Source organism: Paenibacillus sp. FSL H7-0756 (assembly GCF_038006765.1).
Taxonomy (GTDB): Bacteria; Bacillota; Bacilli; order Paenibacillales; family Paenibacillaceae; genus Paenibacillus_AQ.
This window is the reverse complement of record NZ_JBBOVT010000001.1, coordinates 1,174,755-1,193,024: the sequence shown is the minus strand read 5'-3', so window position 1 is coordinate 1,193,024 and position 18,270 is coordinate 1,174,755. Positions and strand designations below refer to the sequence as shown.

Below are 18,270 nucleotides of genomic sequence, written 5' to 3'. Positions count from 1 at the left end.
TGCGGCAGCGCCTCACACAAGCGGAAACGGCCTTGCCGTCCTTCAATAGGACGGCATTCGTTTCAGCGAGAAATAGAAGGATAAATAAGGGATGCTAATCAGCCACCGGAAATACGGCTGATTAGCATCCCTTTGTCGTAAGCTCGTCCCATACTCAGTTCCCTTTGGCTACTGCAATTTTATGTCTGGCTGCGAACTGCTCCGGCGTGACCGCTTTGCCGAACAGCGCCTGGATCATATCCAGATGGACCTGGGCAGCATTCGGCTTCATCTGCACATCCGCGAACAAGGTAATACTGCTGGCATTGTTCAGTTCATTCAACAGATCCACGTATAGCTGCGGCAGCTTCTCATTCGTGGTATCGACCTTAGTCGCCGGAATCACTCCCGCACTCGTCACTGAAGCCTCGCCCCATTTGAAGACGAAATATTCGACAAAAGCCTTAGCCTCCTCCTTCACCCTGGACGATTCCGCTACGAAAAGTCCGACACCCGGACCGCCTACCCAGTCGCCCGAACTCCCCTTCCCGCCTTCCACCGTAGGGAATTTGAAAAAGCCGACCTTATCCTTGAAGGCCTGCGGAGTCTCCGGGTTGGTCGTGAAGTTGGGCAGCTCCCAGGTACCGGTCAGGTACATGGCCGCCTTTTCCTCCATAAATTCCGATTTGCCCTCATCATATGACAAGCCGTTGAAGCCGTTGTTGAAGGCGTTCATATCGACGAGGTTCTGTACTTCCGCCGCAGCCTGCACCAGTCCGGGATCATCGAAATAACCCGTCCCCTTCGTCGCCCGCTTCAGCGTCTCACTTCCGGCCAAGCGGTCCGCCAGATACATATACCACAGCGAGCCTGTCCACCGGTCCTTATTACCCAGCGCCACCGGAGGCACACCATGACCGGAGAGCACTCTCACAACTGCCTTGAACTCCTCATACGTTGAAGGCACCTGAAGATTATATTGGGCGAAGATTTCTTTATTATAAAAGATCGGTGAGATGTTCATCTCCAGAGGGAGCGCATAGGTCTTGTTATCAACAGCATAAGACTCTGTAGTGCTCTTCACGAATTTATCCTTAAGCTGCCCGCCGTTCAGGATGTCATCCAGCGGAGCGAATAATCCGCCTTTTACATAAGGCTCCATGAAGCCTGCCGCCCAGGTTATGCCCACATCGGGAAGGTCATTGGAGGCGGAGAGCACCTTGAGCTTGCTTTTATACTGCTCATTCTCCAGCACATCCTGCCTGATGAGGATACCCGGATGCTCCTTCTCGTATTGTGCGATAATCTGGCTGACCAGCTTATACTGCTGCGCAGAGAGTCCGGCGGGCCAGATGTGCATCATATGAATGGTTATTTTGGGGGAAGAGGCGCCGTTAGCTGCCAGCGTACTATTATTGTCTCCCGCAGAGCCGCAACCCGTCAGAACAAGCACCCAGATACAGGCCAGGAGCAGCCCCTTGGTCATGTGATTCCTTCGCATTGCATTGCCTCCCCATCTTACATTGCAAAAGGCCGAACTCACCCATGTAATCGCTATCATTAAAATTCTAGCATCGTACCCTAAGGCAGATAAGGGCACACTTATTGGCTAAAATACCACATTTATTGGATCTCCTGAGCTCCGCCCTTCATCTGCTGACGGTAACGGCTAGGGCTTATGGCCTCCAAGGACTTGAATACCTTAATGAAATATTTATCCGTCCGGTACCCTACACGCTCTCCGATCTCCCCGACGGGCAGTGCGGTCTGGAGTAGTAACTCCTTCGCCCGCTGAATCCGCAGACGGGACAGATATTCAGTGAAGGACACCCCGGCCTGCTCCTTGAACAGCACACTGAAATAGCTGGCATTCAGGTGAATCAGCCCCGCTACCTCAGCCATCGTCAGCTGTTCGTGCAGATGCTGCTCCACGTAGGCAATTGCCTCCTTAACTGGCTGCCCCATCCCAGCCTGCTCCGGGTCAATCTCCAGCAGCTTGTGATCCACCAGCTTCTCCAGCTTCACATGGCGCTGCTGCTCCTCCTCCCGCTTCAGCGCATCCTCAACCACTGTCAGCAGCTCTGACTTGTCCAGCGGCTTCAGCAGATAATTGACCGCCCCCAGCCGCATTGCCTGCTGCACATAATCGAACTCGGCATAGCCGGAGATGACAATGATCACCGGCTTCCGGGGAGATTCCTGCAGCGAATGGATCAGATCCAGCCCGCTCACCTCCGGCATGCGCACATCTGTAATCAGCAGGTGGACCCGCTCCTGCCGCAGCCGCTCGCGCGCTTCCACCCCATTGTCGCAGGTCTCCACGATATACCGGCCTGCCGCCCATAATTCCAGCGTCTGCTTAATCCCCTGACGCGTTCTTGGTTCATCATCTACGATTAGAATCGTCTTATTGCCCAGACTCATAGGTATCTCCTCCATTGCTTGGAATCTCAAACCTTATTACGGTCCCCTCAGACCGCCGGCTCTCCACGATCAGGCCTTCCGTCTGCATGTCCGCTTCCGCGTAGTACAGCTTCAGCCGCCGCTGCACATTCACCAGCCCCACTCCGCTGCCCTTGGCAGAGACCGGAGGCCCGCCATCCAGCGCATCGCGCAGCGCCAGCAGCGTAGCCTCATCCATACCCGGCCCGTTGTCAGACACTTCAACGGAGGTCCACCCCTTGCGGGAGGAGGGGCTGATTATGACTGCAATCACGCCCTTGCCGACGCGGCTCTCCACTCCATGGAGAATCGCGTTCTCAACAATCGGTTGAATCAGCAGCTTGGGCACCGGCACAGCAGCCTCATGCGGATCAAGCCTGATATCCCAGGACAGGCGCTCCCCCATCCGCATCTCCATAATCCGCAAATACCGCCTGATCTGTTCCACCTCATCGCTCAGTGTTACCCATTCATCCTTGTTATGAGGGCTGCCCATAATGTAGCGGAACAGCCTGGACATCATGACCACTAATCCGGCCAGCTCCTCCTCCCCCTTCTCCTCCAGGGACCAGTTGAAGGCCTCCAGTGTATTGAACAGGAAATGGGGATTGATCTGCGCCTGCAAGGCTTTGAGCTCAGTCCGGCTCTGCAGGACCTCCTTCTCATAGACCACCCTGATCAAATCATTAATATTAGCCACCATACCGTTATAGGTATTATTCAGCTCCCGCAGCTCCATGGTAGATACCTTCTGCGAATTGGGAGTCAGCACCCCCATGCGGGATTTGCGCATCGCCCGGATCAGGTGAATGATCGGACGGGTAATCATTGTCGACAGCAGGAAGGATATAATCAGGAACAGCAGGGTTCCGATTCCGCCTGACACCAGCAGCACCGTCCGCAGCACAGACAGCCCCTTGGTCACATAGCTGACAGGCGTCAGCACCAGCAGCGTCCAGGAGGTCTTGTCCGAGCGCAGCTTGACCTGCACATACTCCTTGCCCCGGAAGCTGACCGTCTGATCGACGCTCTCCAGCAGCGGCAGCAGATCCTCCTGCGGTGTTCCGCTGCTCCCGAGGAGCTGGCCTTCATCATTCACAAGCAGCACAGACTCCCCGCTGTCGCTGCCGGAGAACGGATCGTCGAGCTGGAAGTAGCTGCGCTGGATGCGGGCCATCAGGTAGCCTCCCCGCGAGAACCAGCGGTCCATCAGGCTGACCTGGCGGATCGCCAGCAGGCTCTGGTCATCATGCGGATCAACGCCGATCCAGACCAGCCGCCCCTTTTGCGCATTAGCCTCACTGATATGCTGCTCGTTAATTCTGCTCTCCAGGCTGCCTTCCTTAATCGGGAACAGCAGCCTGTAATCAGCGGTATATAGCTCCAGCGAGCCCACGCTCGGCATGTACGCCTGATAGCTGGAGACAATCTGCAGCAGCGACTGGCGCTGATTGAAGGACACCTCATTGCCGTCCAGCTCCTCCAGCAGCAGCTGCTGAACGGTAGGATGATTGGCCACCTGCTCCATCAGACCGTCAATCTGACCGGTCAGCGCGTCCAGCCTTCCGTTAGCCTGAACCGCCGTCTGCTGGATATGCCGCTCGGCATTATTTTTGAGCAGAATAGAGACACGGTCATACACAAATATCCCGGACACCAGAATAATAATGAGCATCACCAGCAAAAAACCGATGAATATCTGATTGCGCAGTGTATTGAGCTCTCTGAACCTCTGAAGCATCAGAATTCCCTCTTTCGTTGGCAGCGTTTCCAACTCTATTCTCCAAACCCCGGGGGTTTTGTCAAGATAAATCAATGCCCACAGGCGACATACGGCGTTAACCATGAGTAGCACAGCTACCCTTTCTTCAATTGTGTTCGGTTTTTTGCATACATTCAGCCTTTGACCGGTATACCAACAACAAATAACCCTTAGTACAGTTCTCCCGCTTCAAGGAGCTGCCCTAAGGGCTTACACACAAGACTACTTAGATGAACATCAACGGAGTAATCCATTCGAAATGCAGGGCAGCCCACAGCAGAGCCAGCAATACCGCGCCGATGCAGTAACTCATGACTTTGCGGCGGGTCGGCTCCAGATATATATCAAACGGAATCAAGATCAGAATCATACCAATCGCAATGATGTTAAGCAGAGGCTTATGATAGAAAATCCCCACTGCATTCAGGGCCACCGCAAGGAGCGTCAGAAGCAAAAAATATTTTCTCATAGCTCCATCATCCCTGTATTTTCCATCATTGTCAAACAAAAAAAATAGCCCATTACGGGCAAGGAACAGACAGCCAGGTAAGGGGCTATCCTCTTATTCAGTATGCAACCTAGCGGATAGTCACACTCTTCTTGATAGCCTTCGCATCCAAATTCTTATTAACGAGCGTAGGCAGCATCTTCATGCTCCGGGTCATAGGCGAATTGCATTGCCAGCAGGTCGGCACATGTTGGAAGGCAAAGTTGTCGCGTATCCATCCGGTGCATTCTTCCTTGGTGCAGGACCAGATGGCCGTCTCTTCCTGTGGAAGATCTACTACCGCTTTTTTACGAAAATACATAATTACCCCTCCTAATAGCTTGGTTAGTGTCCTACGGACTGTCATGGCAGAACGGAAGCTACTCCTCTACTACCTGGTCACAAATACCTGGTCATAAAAAAAACTACCCTCAACTGATGTTAAGGGCAGCTTATTTGTGATATTACAGTTTTACAACGTTTTCAGCCTGTGGTCCACGAGCGCCTTGAGTTACGTTGAACTCAACGCGTTGGCCTTCGTCCAAAGACTTGAAGCCTTCGCCAGTGATTGCGGAGAAGTGTACGAATACGTCGCTTCCGCCTTCAACCTCGATAAAACCGAAACCTTTGTCTGCGTTGAACCATTTTACTGTACCTGTTTGCATGATATTACCTCCAAAGTTTATTTAACACATGTCCTTTTATTCCTACGTATTGTACGAACAAATAAAAATTCACACATTGGAAAAGGATTCATACACAAATGATAACCTTTTACAATATGTGAATTAAGGGTTAAATTTATGATTAACTTCATTGTAGCACACTAATTTCCCAAATGCAAAGCATTATTGCCAAATATCCAAAATAAATTTTAAATTTTAGAGAAGCCTTGCCGGGCGCACGGGTTCTTGGCATCAGCCATGCGCCTCCGGCTACAGGATTCAGTCGATATATCCGGCCAGTCCCTTGTCCATCAGGTAATCCATTTCCGCATCCAGAATGGTCTCCACCGTTAGCTCGTCCAGCTTCACATCGCGCTGCGCAGTCACATAGTCGACCAGATCATCATTATCGATATCAATTTCGCCTTTGGCGTTGGCCTTAGCCTTATTGATGAACGTCTGCTCATGCTTCAGCACCAGCCGGATGACGGCCGGGTCCACCTTCGTTTGTGCAGATAATACCTCCACCAGTTCCTGCTCGTTCACTTCATTACTCATCTTCGTTCGTCAACTCCTTGGGTTCTATGAACCCTGATTGTACCACAAGTCCCCTTCGGGCACGCAGCCTCATCTCCACCAGGGAACACCCGGATATCCGGCAGCCCCTGCGGTTACAGTCTCCCCGATTCTCGGCGTGGCCAGCCGTACCCCTCTCAGTGCCGCAGCAGCCGAGATCCGTTCTGCCGGATCGGTCCAGTCATGCATCGACAGGGTGAATGCACCCCAATGGATGGGGATCAGCAGACCTCCCTGCACATCGATGTGCGCCTCGACCGTCTGCTCCGGCAGCATATGGATATCCGCCCAGCGCGGATCGTATTGGCCGCATTCCATCAGCGTGAGATCGAAGGGGCCATGGGTGCGCCCGATCTCGGCAAAATGCGGACCATACCCGCTGTCTCCGCTGAAGAAGACCTTGGTCTTCTCTCCTTGAATAATCCAGGAACACCATAGTGTGGTGTTGCGGTCCAGCAGACTCCGCCCCGAGAAATGCCGCGCCGGAGCGCAGGTGAAGGTGATCCCTTCATAGGTAAGCGTATCGCCCCAGTCCTGCTCGCGGATCTTCTCTGCGGCCACCCCCCAGCGGCGCAGATGGGCGCCAACGCCCAGCGGTACAATGAACAGGCCTACCTTATCCTTCAGCTGGCGGATGGTTCCATAATCCAGATGATCATAATGATCATGGGAGAGCAGAACCACATCCAGCTGCGGCAGAAGAGCCGCCGCCAGCGGAAGCTGCTTGCTGTAGCGGCGGCCGCCGATGAACGGAAACGGTGATGGTGCATGGCCCAGCATAGGGTCAAGGAACAGGGTCAGGCTATCCATCTCCAGCAGCACCGCTGAATGCCCGAACCAGGTAACCCGGGTGTCGCGGCCCTGCCCAATAGAGGACGGCAACAGCGGCTGCGGCTGAAGAGGCCCAGCGGGTCTGGAGTTAGGGTTGCCCTTAATGAAGTCCCTCAGAATGGAGAATCCGCTGCCTCCGGCCTTCTCGCCGCTCAGGCCTGCAGTCTGCGGATAAGCAAATTTACCCTTGCTGTATTGGGCGGAACGGAGGTTACGGGCCTTCTCCTGCGTCCCGGCCCTCCGCCCGAACGCCGGATAGACGGTCATGATAAGGTACGCAGCGGCAACAACAGCAAGCAGAATGGAGCCAATAATAATCAGGGTCATGCGGTAATCCTTCTTTCTGCGGGTTCGTGCCAAATCTCCTATTTCGCCTGTCCCAGCTTGCGGGCAACGATGAGAATAAGCAGCAGCGAGACTGCAATAATAATGGCATTGAAGCCCCAGCGGCCCTGAAGCCACCAGCTTGTGCCGGGCGGATCTGCTGCTCTTACCGGTACCGGGGTCTCTGCACCCAGCGCGGCCTGCACAAGCTTCTCTCCGCTGATCCGGTCTTTGAAATTAATAATATCATACTGCGGAGCAGTTGCCAGCATGTTGCCATAGAGCAGGGAATACGGCGTCTTCTCCCCGCCCGCGAATACAAGCCGGTCTACCAGATATTCGATCTTAAGATCCGTGATGGAGATGGGGGCATCGTCCAGATTGTAGATGACCACGCGCAGGGAATCAGAAGAGGCCGGAACCACCGGCTGAATCTCCGTCCGGGAGATCCGGGTATCCTTGAAGTCCAGCCGGTACAGCTCTCCGCTTCCGGTGACCGGTATCTTAATCCCGGCACTGTCATACAGCTCATAGCGCCGCAGGAAATTCCCGGTGCTGCCGAGCATCACCTTCCCAATCTTCAGCCGGTCCGTGTTGCTTATCATGATCTCGGTACGGTTCTCCACCTGCTTAATCTCTGTCTGCGGCGTCTTCTGCCGCATGAATGCAGCCGTACTCCACTCCCGGCTGCTGTCTACCAGGGTCAATCCGGGGAACTCCAGCCCTTCCGGGTTGTTCTTCACTACAAGCCGGTAATAGCCGAACTTGTAGCTGCGCTCCAGCGTAATGCTGTCCGCACTTAACCCGCTTGTGGCATACAGATCCCCTGTGCCGAGCTGCTCCCAGGCCTGCCCGTCATAGCCTCCCCATACCTCCACATGCTTCAGGAAGGATTCTGCGGGCAACTCGAACACCAGGCGGTTCCCCTGAATATCGACATCCTCGGCAAGCGGCTTAATCTGATAATCCAGCAGGGTATCCGTTCCTTTCACTGCCTTGTGAATCAATTCTGAGGTATAGACCGCGCTATGCTCCTCCACCGTCTCCGCTCCGCTCTCCATATAATAGGGAACCGGAGCGCCGGTGCTGTCCTGTATACGCAGATCACGCAAGTCCTCTGCCGCCGAACGGTACACCGCTTCATCAAGATACAATTCATAGTACGGAGCCGCCTCCGGCACGGAGATTTCGCGAGAGAACTTCCATTGCCCGCCGTCCGTCTTCTCCGCTCCGCCGGATGCCGCTGCCGCACTGTGCGCCGGGAAGGTGCCGGAACCCAGCACGAGTCCGCCCAATACAGCGAGCAGCACAGCCGCCCTAGCTCTCCTGCCTGTCTTGCTCAGCAAGCGCATAAGCTTCCTCCATTCTGACTGTTATCCGCTGATAGAGGTAGGATATCCCCAGCAGGCAGAGTCCGAAGCTGAAATACGCGATGATCTTGCTGCCGGTATTCAGCAGAGTCAAGTCATAGAGCAACAGCTTGCCGGTTGCCAGCAGGGACAGCGCCAGTCCGAAGCGGCGGATATACAGATATCTTTTCCAGAAGCCGTACATAATGAACAGCACGGCCAGCAGCAGATAGAGTAGACTGAAGGCCAGCCCGCCGTCACGTACCTGCATCTGCACTCCCAGGAACGCCGTAACCATCACCAGCAGATAGATACCCATCGCTACCGGATACAGCTCTATATTCTTATAATCGCGCAGCAGCGTTGTCCGCAGCAGCCTTGCACTGCTGAACCATACGAACACATTGAACAGAATAAGCAGACCCAGCGCCGCTACATCGGCAGCAGTGCTGCCCGACCACCCTTCCGGAAGACTGGGCAGACCCAGCGTAATGCCGATACAGACCGCATAGGCAATCCCGTGCAGCACCAGAACTATGATGCCGACCACCTTGTCATACAGAACGTTCACCTTCGGCAGCGCATAAGCCAGTCCAGAGGTAAGCAGACCTGCCAGCAGCAGCTTGTAAAAGGCATTGTGCGCCATATCCTCCGGCACCATCCAGTCGTACAGGCGTAACGCTTCATACACCACATACCCGTAGAAATTGACGATAGCCGCATATTTGAACCAGACGGTAGCCTGCACCTCCGCAGGCGTACTGCGAAGCAGCGTCTCCTGATTCGAATAACGGATGGCATATAATAAGGCTACAATCACCATTCCCGCCGTAATGAATGTATACTTCAGATCGAAATAGGAGTTCGTGTAGTAGATGACCGCATTATAATCCGAGAGCTGCAGCAGAACGTCGAATCCGAAGAAGGTCAGCAGACAGAGGGAAAGGATGCCCCAGCCTGCGCGTTCCACCATTTTGAAGCGGTACAGATGTCCGTAGACCGTGAGCGCCACACCTTCCACCAGCCAGCCGATCGACCACCACGCCGCTCCCAGCTGGAACGGAATCATCAGGATGGCGAAGGTCAGTGAGGTAACATAGAAGAGCAGACGGCTCTCGCGTTCCTGCGGCATCTGCTTCTCCAGCAGCACGCCAAGCCCCAGATACATGAGGCAGAAGGCCAGCGCCAGCGCGCCTTTGAATTCATCCAGCCCGGCATTCAGGAACAGAAGATACAGCGTTATGCAGCTAACGAGCGTGTTACAGCCCAGCAGGCCGAAGTCCAGCCAGTTAAGCTTCGTCTTGAACCTGAACGGATACCACAGTGTAATCCCCAGATACATGGCGAAGGTCAACACAACGCAGAGAATGCCCACAGTGTAGCTGTCTGCCAGATAAATCAGCACCAGGATAGACGGTGCATTGAACAGGAAGCTGATGTAATTGACGACCACCCAGCGCTTGCGCAGAGAGATCAGCAGAATCAGCAGGTTCAGCACGAACAGATAACCTATCGCCGCATACACTGCACTGCCCTCCAGCCCGAAGGCTCCCATATAAGAGAAGAGCGGCAGATAGCCCCCCACAAGCCCCATGGAACAGATCGTCCGTGACTCATAGCGCAGCGACAGCAGCACAGCGGACAGCGTGACCAGCACCGACAGGCCGATCCCGGCCCATAACCCGATAATCTCCAGCAGAAAATAACTGTAAAATATCGAGCCGTACAGCACCGATATCCCGCCGCCAATCAGCCCCAGAGCGAAGGCTCCCCGCCCCTTGCGGAACAGCCACTCCCCGCCCGCCAGCATGACTGCGCCCAGCAGGAAGAAGGCGCTGCCCTTCATATAATCATTGAACCAGGTGGAGTAGGTGTATCTGAACCCGGCGCCCACTGCCAGGATCAGCAGCAGAATCCCCAGGCGGTTGATCCAGTTCAGGCCGATCTTCATTTCGATCCGGTTCTGCTTGCGGCGGCGCAGCAGGGTCTCCTCGTCAACCCCTTCAGCAGCCAAATCATCCAGTCCGCTGTCCATTGTCCCCCTGAGCGAACGCTCTGCTTCCTGCTGCCATTGTCTGCGCAGCAGAATACTCTCATTCAGCTTCGCCTGCACCTCATCCAATATATAAGTGATCTGGGTCTTCTCCTGGCCCAGCTCGCGGGCCCCGATATTGTACATCTCCTCTATACGCCGCTTGGCGTCCTGCTCGAAGGATGTCAGCCGGTCAAGATACGCATGATCCCGTGAGGCAAAATAAGTCTGCAGCTTCTGCCGCGATACCCGGAGAATACCCAGCTTCTCATCCAGAATCTGCTCCGCCAGCGCAGTCCGCAGCTCCGAGTTGTCGCGCTCAAGCCCCGCAGCCTGAGCCTTCAGCTCCGCCAGGCTCTGCCTGTTCGCCCCATTTTCCCGTCTTAATACTTCGTTCTCGCGGACAAGATCACTGCTCTCATATTCTTCAATTAAAGACTGGTATTCCTTCAAAAGCCCGTCCTGCTGCTGCTGCACAGCCCTCATCCGATCTCTGAAATCCTCCATAGCTTCCCCCCAGTATCTGCTAATCGGCAAATTGTTAATCTATTGATATTACTATATTTCTAATTACCACCACAGACCTTACAGAAATCACACCGCTTAGTTAAGATCCTGTCACATTTTTGTCTTGGCAGACGTTATAGGTTTATTATTGTTGTATATTCGGGAGATGGGGAGAATCGGACATTGAAGCTAAACCTGCACAAACCGCAAACACGTTATATCCTCATCCTGCTGCTGCTGGTGGTGGTCTTCCTGCCTGTGCCTTTTAGACATAAAGCCCTGACCAAGCTTAGCATTACCGGCCTTGACGGAGTCGAATTCAAGACAGATGCCTATGCACTGACCGCAGACCATAAGCTGATGATGGATAAAGACCTCGCTGAACGGATTCTTAATGCGCGTATCGGCTGGGAGAAGGAGGCTCCGCTTCCCAAGGGTGTGTACTACAAGGATCATGTGGCGGTACTCATGTATCACCATCTGGCGGAAACGCCGTTAACGCTCTATCCAGGCGTATTACCCGCCGCACAGTTTGATGAGCAGATGCAGCTCCTGAAGCAGGAGGGCTTCCAGGTCATTACGATGAAGCAGTACCGGGAATTCATGCTGGACCGCGCGCCGGTTCCCGATAATGCGGTTCTATTGACCTTCGATGACGGCTATGAGAGCTTTTATAAGCTGGCGTTCCCCATTCTGCAAAAGTACGGCTACACCGCAGTGAACTTTGTCATTGTCTCCGATGTCGATCACCCCGGTAAGCACCAGGTGCCCAAGCTGACCTGGGAGCAGATGCGGGAGATGAAGCGCGCTGGAATGGACTTTTATAATCATACGTATAACTTGCATTATTATGCAGTTGTTGATGCAGAGGGCGGCACCCGCCCGGCGGCGAGCTCCTTGCTGTACATTCATGACGAGAACCGGAATGAGCTGAATGAAGAATACTACAGAAGAGTAACCGGGGACCTGGCTCATGCTGAGCGCAGGCTGAAAGAAGAATTGGGCAATACGGATTCGGCTATCGCTTTCCCTTACGGCTCCTATAACGAAAAGCTGCTGGAAATCTGCGATTCCCTCGGCATCCATCTGAAATTCAATATCGGGCTGGGCCTCGGCTCCAGAACCACGCTGAACGCTCCACGAATCAACGAAGGGAACCGGACACTCACCCCAGAGCTGTCCATCCAGCAGCTGAAGCAATTCGAGCCGCCGATGATTCTGACCGTGAACGGGAGGAAGGTTCTCCTTACCGGAACTCCGCCGGTGCTGCGGCACGGGAAAGTTATGATCCCGCTGGATGCGCTATGCTCCGAGCTGGGCGTAGCGATTCATTACGACCGCAGCAGCGCGGTCCTGAAGCTGACGCCTACCCCTTAGCCGCCTGACGTACCATAGGCTCGCGGCCTAAGGTTACCCGGTTCTTCCCCATGGCCTTGGACAGGTAGAGCGCCTCGTCCGCCTCGCGGTACAGATCCTCGAAGGTCACATCTGTGCGATCCGTAAAAGCAATGCCGATGCTCACCGTGAGCTGGATGTGATGCCCTCCATCCAGCTCAACGATGTGCTCGCCCATTGCGGTGCGGAAGCTCTCCGCCTCCAGCAAGGCCGCAGCTTCGCTGCCGGCGAAGAAACAGACGGCGAACTCTTCGCCGCCTACCCGCCCGGCAATCCCTTGGTTATGGTATACCTGCATAATCTTGCCCGACAAATCCACCAGCGCCTGGTCACCGGCCATATGCCCATATGTATCATTGATTAATTTGAAATCATCGATGTCGAACAGCAGCAAGGCCATTCCTGCACCGATCTCCGCGGAATAATTCTGCACCAGCCTCATGAAGTGCCTGCGGTTGTACAGCCCGGTGAGATCATCCACCGTGGCCTGATGCAGCAGCTCCCGCTCATACCTTTTCTTCTCGCTAAGATCACTGAAGACCAGCAGCATCCCCGCGCCCTTCCCCCGGACCTGCTGCTCCGTAGCAATGAGCGCCACTCCATAACAAGACCCGCTCCGGCCGGGAGGCTCGATTTCAAACTGCCCCTCCCGCCGCTCCGCATAGCAGGCTGACAGCTGCCCGTGCTGCCTGAGCAGCGGCTGAATGCTAGTACCCATCCAGGTCTCCGGTTTCTCCTCCAGCAGCTCGGAGAGCATGGCGTCCGCCGCCTCATTCACATCCATGATGTAATCGTAGCGGTCCGTCAGGACGATGCCGTCCTTCATATTCTCGAAGATTTTATTCTTAGCCAGCGGATATAAGGACAATCTGGGATCGCGGAACAAGGTGAGGTAAGCGGCCACGATGGGCGGCAGGTAGGTGAAGGCTGTGAAGCCTGTAATCGTAATCTGCAGCAGCGGCAGCAGGAACACCGACAGGACCGGCACCAGCAGACTGAATAACAGCAGCGCATTATGGCGGAAATAATACTTAGGCCCGTTAAGCAGGGAGATGGCTAGCAGATATACAGCATACAGTCCGAATAACTGATCGTACGCGATGAGGATCATGCTGAGTACCGTGGGCTCCACTACAATTCCGGTAACCCCCGCCACCGTAGCCAGTCCGACCCCGCTGCGCATCAGATGATGGTAGGAGTCAGTGAAGATCAGCAGTACATCAACCGCCACCGGGATACAAAAGTAAATAAGCCTCTTGGACAAACCCTCAGAGGAACGGGATACATACTCTTTAATCACCGCATAGGTGAAGATCGCACTCAAAAAAAGCGGGCCCTGCTGCACATTCTTCCACCATAGCTTCGCTTCGAAGGAACCGGATAGAATCTCTCCGGCCGTAGCTGCGAAGATCATGCTGACCAGCAGCATCAATATCCATAAATAGCATCTTCCTGGTGTATGGCGGTGCTTGTAAGAACCGATGCCCATGTAGAGACTTAGAACGCTGCCCATTACCAAGTAAAACGGATAACCCTGCATCCACGGCATGTCATATTTCTCCTATTTTTGAGATTGCTTTGCCTTATTATATCCTACTCTTTCGCACAAATGAATCATTCTGACAAAAGTAAGCAAAACAAAGAGGATACTCCTTCACCATCTGCATGGATGCGGGAATATCCTCTATAGGAATACCATTATTTCTTCTGAGCGAGACGTTGTTTGAACTTGTCAACGCGGCCGCCAGTTTCAGTATCTCTTTGTTTACCTGTGTAGAACGGGTGGGATGCAGAGCTGGAGTCTACACGGATCACCGGGTAAGAGTTGCCGTCTTCCCATTCCATAGTTTCACCGGATGATTTGGTGGATGAGCTAAGGAATTTGTAGCCTACGCTAGCATCGAAGAAAATAACCTGGTTGAACTTAGGGTGTATGCCTTGTTTCATTGTAGTAACCTCCTTTCCGTACTAATACAACTAATGAAGAAGTATTAAAGCCATCTCTTGGTCTATTTAAAAAATCCGGTTAGACAAAGGGAGATGCGTAAATCTTCCGATTTTTACACGCCATACTATCATACGTGAAATGAGCCGCTGAGTCAAGAGCCTGTCCTAGAGCGATTTCACCATTCCGCCGTCGATCAGCAGGGACTGTCCGGTAATATACGTATTGGCAAAAGAACCGAGGAATACTGCCGCCTTGCCGAACTCCTCCGGCGTGCCGGTTCTTCCCAGCGGAATCGCCTTCAGCGCTTCCTCCTGAATCTGTGCAAGCGGGATGCCCTGCGCGTCCGCCCGCTTGCCGTCAAGCTGGAGGATCCGGTCTGTGCCGATCCGTCCGGGGGCCAGGCTGTTGATCAGGATGCCCTCCGGGGCAAGCTCTGTAGCCAGGCTCTTGTTCAGCGCGCTCACGCCTGCGCGGAACACATTCGAGAGAATCAGCCCCGCGATGGGCTGCTTGATCGAGACCGAGCTGATGCTGACGATCCGCCCTCCCCCTGCGCTGCGCATATACGGCAGCGCCTCGCGGATCAGGCGGACCGCGCTCATCAGCGTAAGCTCGAAGCCGCCGCTCCAGTCAGCGTCGGCCATATCCCCGAAGCTGCCGCCCGGAGGCCCGCCGGCGTTCGTGACCAGCACCTCCAGGCCGCCGCCGAATTCGGCGGCTATCCGCACCGCCCGGACAATCTCCTCCGGGCGGGTCACATCCAGCTCGGCTACGGCGATCCTCTGCCCCGTAGCCTCACGGATCGCCTGCCGCGCCTTCTCCAGCTGCGGCAGGCTCCGGCTCGCAATCGTCACCCGCGCCCCTTCACGGGCATACTCCAGGGCGGTCGCCAGACCCAGCCCCTTGCTTGCAGCCGCAACGAGCACCGATTTCCCCTCAAGACCCAAATCCATCGTCCAGTCCTCCTGTCAGATTGGTTACAGGATTTCCTGCTCCCACTCATTATACATCGTATTCCAGTTCCTTTTTGGCCTGGACAATGAAATCCAGCGGATTCTCGATGGTGTCCGCCGCATATTCCACTGCACCGATCTTCAGCCCCAGGGTAACCTTGTACTTGCCGGAGAACTCCGAGTCATTTAATTCCTGCAGCCGCTGTTTAATCCGCTCAATGACAATCTTGGCCCCTTCCAGGTCCGTGAAGAGCAAGAGGCCCCAGGTTGCATCCTCCTTGTCCAGCAGATACAGCGCGTCATTGGTACGGATGCTCGACTGGCTGAGCTGGGAGACATCGTAGATCGCCTCAGACAGCTGCTCCTCCGGGATCAGGCGGCGGATCTCATTCCAGTACTTCACCTTCACCACAAGCAGCGTCAGCGGGATTTTATAACGGACTGAGATTCCAGTGAACAGGCTGGCATCCTTCTGAAAAGAAATGCTGTTGCGCAGATCCGTATTCTCGTCCACCGCAGCCAGATTATTCGTGCGCTTCAGCAGCCGTTCATTCTCCGCCTGCAGCTCACGGGTGCTTGAGGTGAAGACCCACAGCACCACCGTAAGCAACGGAGTCATAATCAGCCAGAAATACGTCTCTACACCGATCGATGCGCCTTGGGAGACCGTCTGATAGACCACGAAGAAGCCGTAGCCGAAGACAAACGCCAGATTCAGCGTCAGGCCCGCCGTGACCGTGGTGAAATACGTGACCAGCGCCAGGATGAACGATACATTTAGAATAATAATGTTCTGAACGTAGTTATCCGGTGAGCCCGCAATATATACGATGCAGGCGAAGATCAGGACCAGAAAGGCCAGGAAGCCTAAGTCCGAGGTTAGACTGCTGCGGTTACGTCTCACGCTTGATCACCACGTTTCTTCTTATGTTTGCGCAGCATCAGAATCAGCGCCACGACCACCAGCGTCACGATCATCACCGCTGCGGTCACGAAGTCCAGCACATCACTGCGCTCCATCACCCGCGAGACCAGAGAGTCCGGCGCAGCGCCGGAGACTGTCTTGAAGCGGTAGGCATTTACTGTGCCGTCCTTATCCGCTACAACGCCGTCACCGTACACCCTCCACCTGTCCTTCTCGCTCCCGATCAGCTTGGAGACTACGAAGTAGCTCTCGGAGCTGACCGCAGTCACCGCAAGCAGGCCCCGTCCGCTCTCGTAAGGGGATTCCAGGAGCTGGAGCGTGCCGATGGCGGCTCCGTACTGCTCATCCAGGGCCATTTTCTCATTGGAGAGGAAGGCCAGACCCTCTTTGTTATACTTGAAGAAGAGCTTGCCGTTGTTGTCACGGATTACCTTATTATTCTTATAGCTCCCGATCGCAATAATATTGTTGTCCTTCAGGTTATCCGCTGCGGCATTATCGCTGTAAAAGTGGACATCACCGGTATTTCCTCCGGCAAACTGCCCAAGCATATTGAAGACATTCCCGAGGCTCCGGTAGGTGTAATCATCCTTCTCCTTCGGCAGCACCACCGCCACACGGTTGAAGATGCCGTCCCGCAGGAACGGATAAGGGTAATTGCTCAGCAAAAGGTCAGTGCGGTCCTTCGTGTTCAGGCGCATCAGTGATTCCTTGCTGATATAGGCCCAAGGCATCTCCTCTTTATTCGGTGTACAGAGCATGCTCGCAAGCTCCAGATCGAAGGCCACCGTCACAGTGAAATTGCCGGAGATATTCAGGCTCTGGGGCACACTCAGATTCAGCACATCGCCGTTCGCCAGCTCCTTCGTCAGCTTCTTGCTGCCGATGGGCGTATTATTGATGCTCACCGTCACCAGGGAACGGTTGAAGTCCAGATTCGCCGCATACCGGAAATCCAGGCTGATTCTGCCGTCATCCGCAATGGAGCGGTTGGACGGGAGAGAGACGAAATATGTCTGCTCCTGATGATTCGGCCCGGTGAGCTTGTCCCCCGTCTCCGTGAACGTAATGTTCGAGCTGATGGCCGGCGCAGGGTTGACTACATCGGTAGCATTAGTAACAACCTTCTGATCCTTGCGGAGCTGGCTCATCAGCTCCCGGCTTGCCATCAGCCGTCCGGCCTTGATCAGCAGGCTCTCGTCCTTGGAGGTCACGACCAGCGTAGGCAGGGAATCCTTATTGACCAGCTGAATGACCGCATGGGTGCCGAGATCGTCCGCCGTACTTACCAGCTTCTTCACTCGTTCCGGCAGATGATCATATGTAGCTACCAGCACTACTGCACTCTTGTCCTTGACGGTATCCTCGCGGTAAGGCAGCAGCGGAATGGTTCTGTCGTTCAATGTGTTGCCTTTGGCGAATCCCGAGAGGGCGTAGGCAGCGCTCTCCAGCTCTGCCCCGCTGGCGTTCTGCGGCACGGCGAGCAGGCTTTGCTCATTTTTCACCGTATCCATTCCTGAGAATCTGGCACTGAAATCCTGAATGCCTCCAGTAATGGGCTTCGGCGTATAATTCACAGCAATGTTCGAGGTGTTGAACAGATGCAGCCAGCTGTCCTGCATATCATCGATATTACACAGCTCATAGCCGCCCGTCGTGGTTCTTAAGCTCCCCTGTATCCGCAGCGTATTGCTGCCCTTCGTCAGGAACCCTTTGGGCGCTTCCACGCTAAGGCTCTGCTGCCCGTTATTGTCCAGGGACGGCCGGAAGGAATAGAACGGAATACCGTTCAGCGACAGTGTTACGCTCGACAGCTTATCCTCACTGATCTGTGAGGTCTGGAATTGCAGATTGATCATCACCTTATCTACATTCCAGTAATCCATGACTGTGAAGAACTGCTGCTGGGAGCTTGAGCCCCTCAGCGAGACATCGCTGGTGAACAGCGTCTCATACGTTGCTCCGGCTTCACCGGGAAGCACCGCCGCCTGCGCCGCAGGGATTTGAACCAGGAAGAGGGAGAGGCAGAGCAGCACTGTTAGGATCTGTTTTTTCATCATGTTCCGTATCTCCTGTATATCTTATTTCTGGACCT

Annotated in this window: 16 protein-coding genes; 1 reads left to right on the top strand and 15 read right to left on the bottom strand. The window is 54.5% G+C overall.

Annotation, left to right across the window (positions count from 1 at the left end):
- Positions 1 to 154 precede the first annotated feature (154 nt).
- From NST04_RS05370 to NST04_RS05325, 10 genes are all read right to left on the bottom strand, one after another.
- Positions 155 to 1,480 (bottom strand): extracellular solute-binding protein, encoded by a 1,326-nt coding sequence (locus NST04_RS05370; protein ID WP_341183456.1) that lies wholly within the window; start codon positions 1,478 to 1,480, stop codon positions 155 to 157.
- 122 nt (positions 1,481 to 1,602) lie between these two features.
- Positions 1,603 to 2,403, bottom strand: coding sequence for a response regulator transcription factor (locus NST04_RS05365; protein ID WP_341183455.1), 801 nt, complete (start codon positions 2,401 to 2,403; stop codon positions 1,603 to 1,605).
- Positions 2,387 to 4,162, bottom strand: a complete 1,776-nt coding sequence (locus NST04_RS05360) for a cache domain-containing sensor histidine kinase (RefSeq protein ID WP_341183454.1) — start codon at positions 4,160 to 4,162, stop codon at positions 2,387 to 2,389. Before NST04_RS05360 ends, NST04_RS05365 begins: the two co-directional genes overlap by 17 nt.
- Positions 4,163 to 4,409: 247 nt before the next feature.
- Complete coding sequence (locus tag NST04_RS05355; protein ID WP_341183453.1) at positions 4,410 to 4,652, bottom strand: hypothetical protein; 243 nt, start codon at positions 4,650 to 4,652, stop codon at positions 4,410 to 4,412.
- Between the two features lie 109 nt (positions 4,653 to 4,761).
- Positions 4,762 to 4,992 carry a cold-shock protein gene (locus tag NST04_RS05350; protein WP_341183452.1) on the bottom strand — a complete coding sequence of 77 codons (231 nt, stop codon included), beginning with the start codon at positions 4,990 to 4,992 and terminating at the stop codon, positions 4,762 to 4,764.
- A 142-nt stretch (positions 4,993 to 5,134) separates the two neighbouring features.
- A complete protein-coding gene (locus NST04_RS05345; RefSeq protein ID WP_036722718.1) occupies positions 5,135 to 5,335 on the bottom strand; it encodes a cold-shock protein in 201 nt (66 codons plus the stop codon).
- A 279-nt stretch (positions 5,336 to 5,614) separates the two neighbouring features.
- Positions 5,615 to 5,893 (bottom strand): hypothetical protein, encoded by a 279-nt coding sequence (locus tag NST04_RS05340; RefSeq protein ID WP_340751030.1) that lies wholly within the window; start codon positions 5,891 to 5,893, stop codon positions 5,615 to 5,617.
- A gap of 69 nt (positions 5,894 to 5,962) precedes the next feature.
- Entirely contained in the window at positions 5,963 to 7,069 is a 1,107-nt protein-coding gene (locus tag NST04_RS05335) for an MBL fold metallo-hydrolase (RefSeq protein WP_341183451.1), read from the bottom strand.
- Positions 7,070 to 7,107: 38 nt separating this feature from the next.
- On the bottom strand, positions 7,108 to 8,418 hold the full coding sequence (locus NST04_RS05330) for a DUF3999 family protein (protein ID WP_341183450.1): 1,311 nt from the start codon (positions 8,416 to 8,418) through the stop codon (positions 7,108 to 7,110).
- The gene (locus tag NST04_RS05325) at positions 8,384 to 10,954 is read right to left on the bottom strand and encodes a DUF2339 domain-containing protein (RefSeq protein WP_341183449.1); all 2,571 of its coding nucleotides are present in this window, start codon (positions 10,952 to 10,954) and stop codon (positions 8,384 to 8,386) included. The genes NST04_RS05330 and NST04_RS05325 overlap by 35 nt, the downstream gene beginning before the upstream one ends.
- Positions 10,955 to 11,137: 183 nt before the next feature.
- On the opposite strand from NST04_RS05325, the gene NST04_RS05320 reads away from it, so the two are divergent.
- Complete coding sequence (locus NST04_RS05320) at positions 11,138 to 12,331, top strand: polysaccharide deacetylase family protein (protein WP_341015930.1); 1,194 nt, start codon at positions 11,138 to 11,140, stop codon at positions 12,329 to 12,331.
- Here the strand turns inward: NST04_RS05320 and NST04_RS05315 are convergent.
- The 5 genes from NST04_RS05315 to NST04_RS05295 all read right to left on the bottom strand — a co-directional run bounded on the left by NST04_RS05315 (position 12,321) and on the right by NST04_RS05295 (position 18,235).
- Positions 12,321 to 13,898, bottom strand: a complete 1,578-nt coding sequence (locus NST04_RS05315; RefSeq protein ID WP_341183448.1) for a sensor domain-containing diguanylate cyclase — start codon at positions 13,896 to 13,898, stop codon at positions 12,321 to 12,323. The genes NST04_RS05320 and NST04_RS05315 overlap by 11 nt on opposite strands.
- 149 nt (positions 13,899 to 14,047) lie before the next feature.
- Positions 14,048 to 14,296, bottom strand: coding sequence for a type B 50S ribosomal protein L31 (locus NST04_RS05310; protein ID WP_036722727.1), 249 nt, complete (start codon positions 14,294 to 14,296; stop codon positions 14,048 to 14,050).
- Positions 14,297 to 14,461: 165 nt separating this feature from the next.
- Complete coding sequence (locus tag NST04_RS05305) at positions 14,462 to 15,250, bottom strand: SDR family oxidoreductase (RefSeq protein WP_341183447.1); 789 nt, start codon at positions 15,248 to 15,250, stop codon at positions 14,462 to 14,464.
- 49 nt (positions 15,251 to 15,299) lie between these two features.
- Positions 15,300 to 16,154, bottom strand: coding sequence for a diguanylate cyclase domain-containing protein (locus tag NST04_RS05300; protein WP_341183446.1), 855 nt, complete (start codon positions 16,152 to 16,154; stop codon positions 15,300 to 15,302).
- A complete protein-coding gene (locus tag NST04_RS05295; RefSeq protein WP_341183445.1) occupies positions 16,151 to 18,235 on the bottom strand; it encodes a cellulose biosynthesis cyclic di-GMP-binding regulatory protein BcsB in 2,085 nt (694 codons plus the stop codon). The genes NST04_RS05300 and NST04_RS05295 overlap by 4 nt, the downstream gene beginning before the upstream one ends.
- Between the last annotated feature and the right edge of the window lie 35 nt (positions 18,236 to 18,270).